Here is a 6,093-nt window from a genome sequence, read left to right on the forward strand (position 1 = left end):
ACATGCGCACCGAACTCGTCGAAGACGCCCTCCGTGCCGCGCACCACGACCGCGGGTCGCTGGTCGGCGCGATCTTCCACTCCGACCACGGCAGCGTCGGTGGATTCAATCGGTCGTCGCAACACCCCCGGAGTCACTGGAGGTATGGGCGATGGCAAGCAAGGACTGGGCGAGGAAGATCAGTGACGTGCCCGAGGGCGCGCGTCGGCAGTGGAGAGCAGATCGGGCTCTGCGGGCCCCCATGCGCTCTCCTGGCAGGCCGCAGCCCTCACGAGAGGTGCAACGCCAGTTCTGGCGTGTAATCGCCACCGGTGTCACCACGGCCGAGGCGTCCCTGAGTGTGGGCGTGTCCTGGCCCGTCGGGGCGCGCTGGTTCCGTCACGCTGGCGGCATGGCCCCACTGTCCCTGGCCGAGCCCACCGGCCGGTACCTGTCCTTCGCTGAGCGTGAGGAGCTCGCGATCCTCCATGCCCAGGGCCAGGGGGTCCGTCAGATCGCACGCACGCTGGGACGTGATCCCGGCACGATCAGCCGTGAGCTGCGCCGTAACTGCGCCACTCGTTCCGGGAGCAAGGAGTACCGGGCCACGGTGGCGCAGTGGAAGGCACAGGAGGCGGCCAGGCGGCCCAAGCCGGCGAAGCTGGCCACGAACCAGCGGCTGCATGACTACGTCCAGGCACGCCTGAACGGGGTGGTCCTGGGCCCCGATGGCGTGGCCGTGCCAGGACCGGTCGGGCCCGGTTTCAAGGGGCGGAAGATGAAACCGCGCCGGGCGGACCGGCGGTGGTCCACGGCGTGGAGCCCGGAGCAGATCAGCCACCGGCTGCGCCTGGAGTTCCCGGATGATGTGTCCATGCGGATCTCTCACGAGGCGATCTATCAGTCGCTGTTCATCCAGGGGCGTGGGGCGCTCAAGCATGAGCTCGTCGCGTGCCTGCGTACCGGGCGGGCCCTGCGCGAGCCGCGGGCACGTACCCGGAACAAGCCCCAGGGCCACGTCACCGAGGATGTGGTGTTCAGCAAGCGCCCACCTGAGGCCGCTGATCGTGCTGTGCCCGGGCACTGGGAAGGGGACCTGATCATCGGGCTGCAACGCTCAGCGATCGGGACTCTGGCCGAGCGGAAGAGTCGGGCCACGCTTCTGGTCCACTTGCCCCGCCTGCAGGGATGGGGTGAGCAGCCGCCGGTGAAGAACGGGCCGTCGCTGGGCGGTTATGGTGCTGCCGCCATGAGCGCGGCCCTGATCAAGGCGATGGCGACGGTGCCGCAGCAGCTGCGGCAGAGCCTGACGTGGGACCGGGGCAAGGAGCTGGCCGGGCATGTCCAGTTCACGATGGCCACGGGCACGAAGGTGTTCTTCGCTGACCCGCACTCACCATGGCAGCGGCCGACGAATGAGAACACGAACGGGGTGCTGCGGCAGTACTTCCCCAAGGGCACGGACCTGTCGAGATGGTCGGCCCAGGACCTCGCAGCAGTCGCGTACACGCTGAACAACAGGCCCCGGAAGGTCCTGGACTGGAAGACGCCAGCGGAGGTCTTCGCCGAGCAGCTAAGCTCGCTCACGACGAACGGTGTTGCAACGACCGGTTGAACCCACCGTCTACACCTCGAAGGCCTACGCCGCGCTCTGCGAGCAGCTGGGCGTGACCCAGTCCACGGGCGCGGTCGGCACGAGTGCCGACAACTCACTCGCGGAAAGCTTCAACGCCACGCTCAAGCGCGAACTCCTCGCCGGCCGGTCAGCGTTCCCGGACCAGGCCACCGCCTACCGGGCCGTGTTCCGGTGGGCGAACCGCTACAACACTCGCCGGCGCCACTCCGCGATCGGCAACATCAGCCCGAACGCCTACGAAGCCGCACGCTCCGCTACGCTTGCGGAAGCGGCATAACCGAACCGACACCGTGTCCACGATCAAGGGCCAAGGCCCATCGCCGGACAGGATGGTGACGTTCAGCTGATGATTCATCGAGTGGAAGAGACCCTGGTATGAGCGGACACGATCATTCCCATGCTCTTCCGGCGGCGGGCCGGCGGGGCCGGCTGGCCGTGGTCTTCTCCATCACCGCGACGATCATGGTCGCCGAGGTCATCGGCGCGCTGGCTTCGGGCAGTCTGGCCCTGCTGGCCGACGCCGGGCACATGTTTACTGACTCAGCCGGGTTGCTGATCGCCCTGACCGCCACGACCCTGGCGCTGCGCCCGGCCACGGACAAGCGCACCTGGGGGTACAAGCGCGCCGAGATCATCGCCGCGGCCGCGCAGGCCGCGGTGCTGCTGGCCGTGGGCGGCTTCGTAGCCGTGGAGGGCGTACGCCGGCTCATCGAACCCCCCGAGGTCGAATCCACCGCGATGCTCTGGTTCGGGGTGATCGGTTTGGCTGGCAACCTCATCGGTCTGGCGATCCTGGCCTCTTCCCGAGGTGAGAACCTGAACATGAAGGCCGCGTTCCTGGAGGTACTCAACGACGCCCTGGGATCGGTCGCAGTGATCGTTTCGGCGATCGTGATCGCCACCACCGGCTGGAATCGCGCCGATGCGGTGGTGTCCCTGTTGATCGCCGCACTGATCGTGCCCAGAGCCCTGATCCTGCTTCGCGACACCATCGACGTACTCATGGAGACCACCCCCAAGGGCTTGGACCTGGAGGCGGTCCGCATCCGGCTATCGGAGCTGCCGCACGTGCTGGAGGTCCATGACCTGCACGCTTCACGCATCGACTCCGACACCCCCGTGCTCTCCGCGCACGTCACCGTGCACAACGGCTGCCTGACCGCCGCGCACCTGGGCACTGTGCTGACCGACCTGCAACGGTGCGTGGCCCAGGATTTCCAAGTACCCATCGAACACTCCACCTTCCAAATCGAACCGGCCACCCACCCCCACACTGAGACCCTCCACCCCTGACCCACCCCTGCATCCCAGCCCCAGCTCATTCCCACCCCGACGGCACGGTGCCGTCGCCACCGACCGAAACGGATCCCTTCGTGAGCACACCGACCCGCAATCCGACCCCCTCTGATCCGTCAACACCGGGCACCACATCCCGCAAGGCCAAGACCATCGTCTGGGTCGTACTGGCCGCTGTGGTGCTGGCCGGGCTGATCGTCGGAGTGGTGGCCGCCAGCGGCCCCCGCGACGCCGCCCCCCAGGGCTCCGGGCAAACTGCCTCCTCCGGGACCGGGCAGAGCGCCCCCTCGGAGGCCACGCCGGTGATGCGCCCAGACAGCCGGGTACTGTCCAAGGCCCCGAACGAGCAGGCCGTGCTGGTGGAGTTCCTGGACTTCGAGTGCGAGGGCTGCAAGGCCGCCTACCCGGTCGTGGAAGAACTGCGCGCCGAGTACGCCGACACGGTGACCTTTGTGCACCGCTACTTCCCGCTGCCCGGACATCCCAACTCGATGACCGCCGCCGTAGCCGTGGAAGCCGCCGGCCAGCAGGGACAGTACGAGGCGATGTATCAGCAGATGTTCGACACCCAGGAGCAGTGGAGCCATACCACTGAGGACCGGAGCCCGGTGTTCCGCGGTTACGCCGAGGATCTCGGCCTGGACATGGCCGCCTACGATGCCGCGGTGGCTGACCCGGCCACCCGCGACCGCATCGAGGCCGACGTGGCCGACGGGACCGCGCTGGGCGTGCAGGGCACCCCGACCTTCTTCCTGGACGGACAGATGCTCACTCTGAACACCCTCGAGCAGTTCCGCGCCGAGGTCGACGCCGCCGCCACGACGGACTGACCGGGCCCATGAGTGTCCCCGACACCGACACCAATTCACCCGTGACGATCCCCACGACCACCACCGACCGCCCTGCCGGTACCGGGCAGGCCTCCGACGTAGCGGGGATACCGACTGTCGCCCGGCACCGTCCGTTCGGCCTGGTGCTGTTGATCACCGGGGTGGTCGGCTGGGTGGCCTCGGCGATCCTGGTGCTCGAACGCCTGGAGCTGTACGAGGATGCCGGGTACATCACCAGCTGTGACATCAACCCCTGGGTGTCTTGCGGGAAGGTGATGGGGACCTGGCAGTCCGAGCTGTTCGGCTTCCCCAACCCGTTGATCGGCATCGTGGCGTTCGCCGTGGTCATCACCACCGCCATGGTGACCCTCTCCGGGGCGAGCCCCGGGCGCTGGTACTGGGCCGGCCTGCAGGCCGGGGTCACCGCCGGCACGGTGTTCACCATCTGGCTGTGGTCCCAGGCGTTGTTCGAGATCCACATCCTGTGCCTGTACTGCATGATCGTGTGGGCGGCGATGATCCCGCTGTTCATCCTGCTCACCGTGCGCAACCTCGCCCACGGCGTGATCCCCGCGCACGCCGCGGTGGTGCGGTTCTCCGCCGGCTGGGCCGGAACCCTGGTGGCCATCGCCTATGTCGCCGTGGCCGCCTCGGTGTTCTGGACCTTCTTCCCGGCCCTCACCGGTTACTGACACACCAGCCGCACTACGGCCCGCCCACGCGCCCGCAACGAGGAGAAACCACACCATGGCCGAGACCGACGTGCTAGTGATCGGCGCCCGCCAAGCAGGGCTGGCGCTCGGGCACTACCTGAGGCGTGAGGAGCCGAGCTGTCGGCAAAGCCGGACACAGGTTGGGAAACCGAGAAGGGCAGGCAGTAGGTTCCTTGTCCAACAGGCCCTCTACCGCCACGTCGCGACAACCGGGCAGCTCCGTGAGGATGGAGGCAAGGTCCTCGCCCGGAAAGGAAGTACATGATCGGCTGGCTGGAGCGGTGGCAGATTCCCTTGTACCTGGTTGCCCTGGGAGCCGGTGCCGCTTTCGGGCTGTCCGCCCCTTCCACCGCCCCGGCCTTGGAACAGGCGATCAACCCGGTGCTGATGGTGTTGCTGTATGCCACATTCTTGGGCGTGCCGCTGACCCGGCTCGGCCGGGCGCTGCGCGATGGCGGGTTCCTGGCCGGGCTGTTGGTGCTGAACTTCGCCACCGTCCCGGTCGTGGTCTACGGGCTCTCCCGGTTCGTTGCTGATGACCAGGCCCTGCTCCTGGGGGTGTTGCTGGTGCTGCTGACCCCCTGCATCGATTACGTCATCGTCTTCTCCGGTCTGGCCGGAGCCGCCCACGACCGGCTGCTGGCCGCGGCCCCGCTGCTGATGCTCGTGCAGATGCTGTTGCTGCCGGCTTACCTGGGCCTGTTCATGGGACCGGAACTGTTCGAGGTCCTGGACGTGGCCCCGTTCATCGAGGCGTTCCTGTTGCTGATCGTCACGCCCCTGGCCCTGGCGGCCATCACGCAGTTCCTGGCTACACGCTTCGCCGCGGCCCGGCGGGTGATGGAGCTAATGGAGGCGCTGATGGTGCCGCTGATGATGGTGACCCTCGCCGTCGTGGTGGCCTCGCAGATCGACGCCGTCCGGGCGGATCTGCCGTCGCTGCTGCGGGTCATCCCGGTCTATGTCGCCTTCCTGGTCGTGATGGTCCCTCTGGGCGTCCTCACCGGCAGGGTCTTCAGACAGGATGCACCGGCGACCCGGGCGGTGGTTTTCTCCGGGGCGACCCGCAACTCGCTGGTCATACTGCCCCTCGCCCTGGCTCTGCCCGACTCGCTGTCCCTGGTCGCGGTCGTCGTGGTCACTCAGACCCTCGTCGAGCTCGTCGGCATGGTCACCTACGTCCGACTCATCCCCCGGGTCGTCACGCACCGCCCGACGCCGACGCGTTGAGCTCCCATCGCGACGGGTGCTATTCGCCCGTATTGTCACTGACTTGCGCGACCGGCACGTCCCGGCAGCAACAATCTGGATGGCGATCGCAGGCGTGCACGATCGCGCCGCGTTGGACCACACATCCACAATCTGCACATGCCATTTCCATAAGTTCAGGCTATCGAACGATTAATGGGACATCGAGCGGCATGCGCACTCCGCTGAGGGAATCCCGCCATGGGCCTTGCGTCCGATGGCGGCCAGCGGTGTCGGGGGCGACAGCATGGCCGCCACGCAGCTGGCGCTTGACCCCTGATCTTGGACACGCTGATTCCAGCACGATGCTGGGGAAGCGAGAATCCAAGGGATGGCTAGGAAGAACTACACGGACGAGTTCCGGCAGCGCGCGGTGGACTTGTATGAGTCC

Annotated in this window: 6 protein-coding genes and 1 pseudogene; all 7 read left to right on the forward strand. The window is 67.4% G+C overall.

The window, feature by feature from the left end:
- Positions 1 to 151 precede the first annotated feature (151 nt).
- The 7 genes and pseudogenes from MA879_RS12035 (at position 152) to MA879_RS12065 (ending at position 5,684) form a co-directional block, all read left to right on the forward strand.
- Complete coding sequence (locus MA879_RS12035) at positions 152 to 1,594, forward strand: IS30 family transposase (protein WP_470365350.1); 1,443 nt, start codon at positions 152 to 154, stop codon at positions 1,592 to 1,594.
- A gap of 4 nt (positions 1,595 to 1,598) precedes the next feature.
- A pseudogene (locus MA879_RS12040) lies at positions 1,599 to 1,892 on the forward strand (transposase); the annotation flags it as partial.
- Positions 1,893 to 1,990: 98 nt separating this feature from the next.
- Complete coding sequence (locus MA879_RS12045; RefSeq protein ID WP_036317488.1) at positions 1,991 to 2,908, forward strand: cation diffusion facilitator family transporter; 918 nt, start codon at positions 1,991 to 1,993, stop codon at positions 2,906 to 2,908.
- 80 nt (positions 2,909 to 2,988) lie between these two features.
- On the forward strand, positions 2,989 to 3,741 hold the full coding sequence (locus tag MA879_RS12050) for a DsbA family protein (protein WP_036317487.1): 753 nt from the start codon (positions 2,989 to 2,991) through the stop codon (positions 3,739 to 3,741).
- An 8-nt stretch (positions 3,742 to 3,749) separates the two neighbouring features.
- The gene (locus MA879_RS12055; RefSeq protein ID WP_080695921.1) at positions 3,750 to 4,433 is read left to right on the forward strand and encodes a vitamin K epoxide reductase family protein; all 684 of its coding nucleotides are present in this window, start codon (positions 3,750 to 3,752) and stop codon (positions 4,431 to 4,433) included.
- 55 nt (positions 4,434 to 4,488) lie between these two features.
- The gene (locus tag MA879_RS12060) at positions 4,489 to 4,719 is read left to right on the forward strand and encodes a hypothetical protein (RefSeq protein ID WP_127913478.1); all 231 of its coding nucleotides are present in this window, start codon (positions 4,489 to 4,491) and stop codon (positions 4,717 to 4,719) included.
- A complete protein-coding gene (locus MA879_RS12065) occupies positions 4,716 to 5,684 on the forward strand; it encodes an arsenic resistance protein (protein WP_248126814.1) in 969 nt (322 codons plus the stop codon). The genes MA879_RS12060 and MA879_RS12065 overlap by 4 nt, the downstream gene beginning before the upstream one ends.
- Positions 5,685 to 6,093 lie beyond the last annotated feature (409 nt).

Origin of the sequence: Micrococcus lacusdianchii (genome assembly GCF_023155805.1) — a bacterium.
GTDB lineage: Bacteria > Actinomycetota > Actinomycetes > Actinomycetales > Micrococcaceae > Micrococcus > Micrococcus lacusdianchii.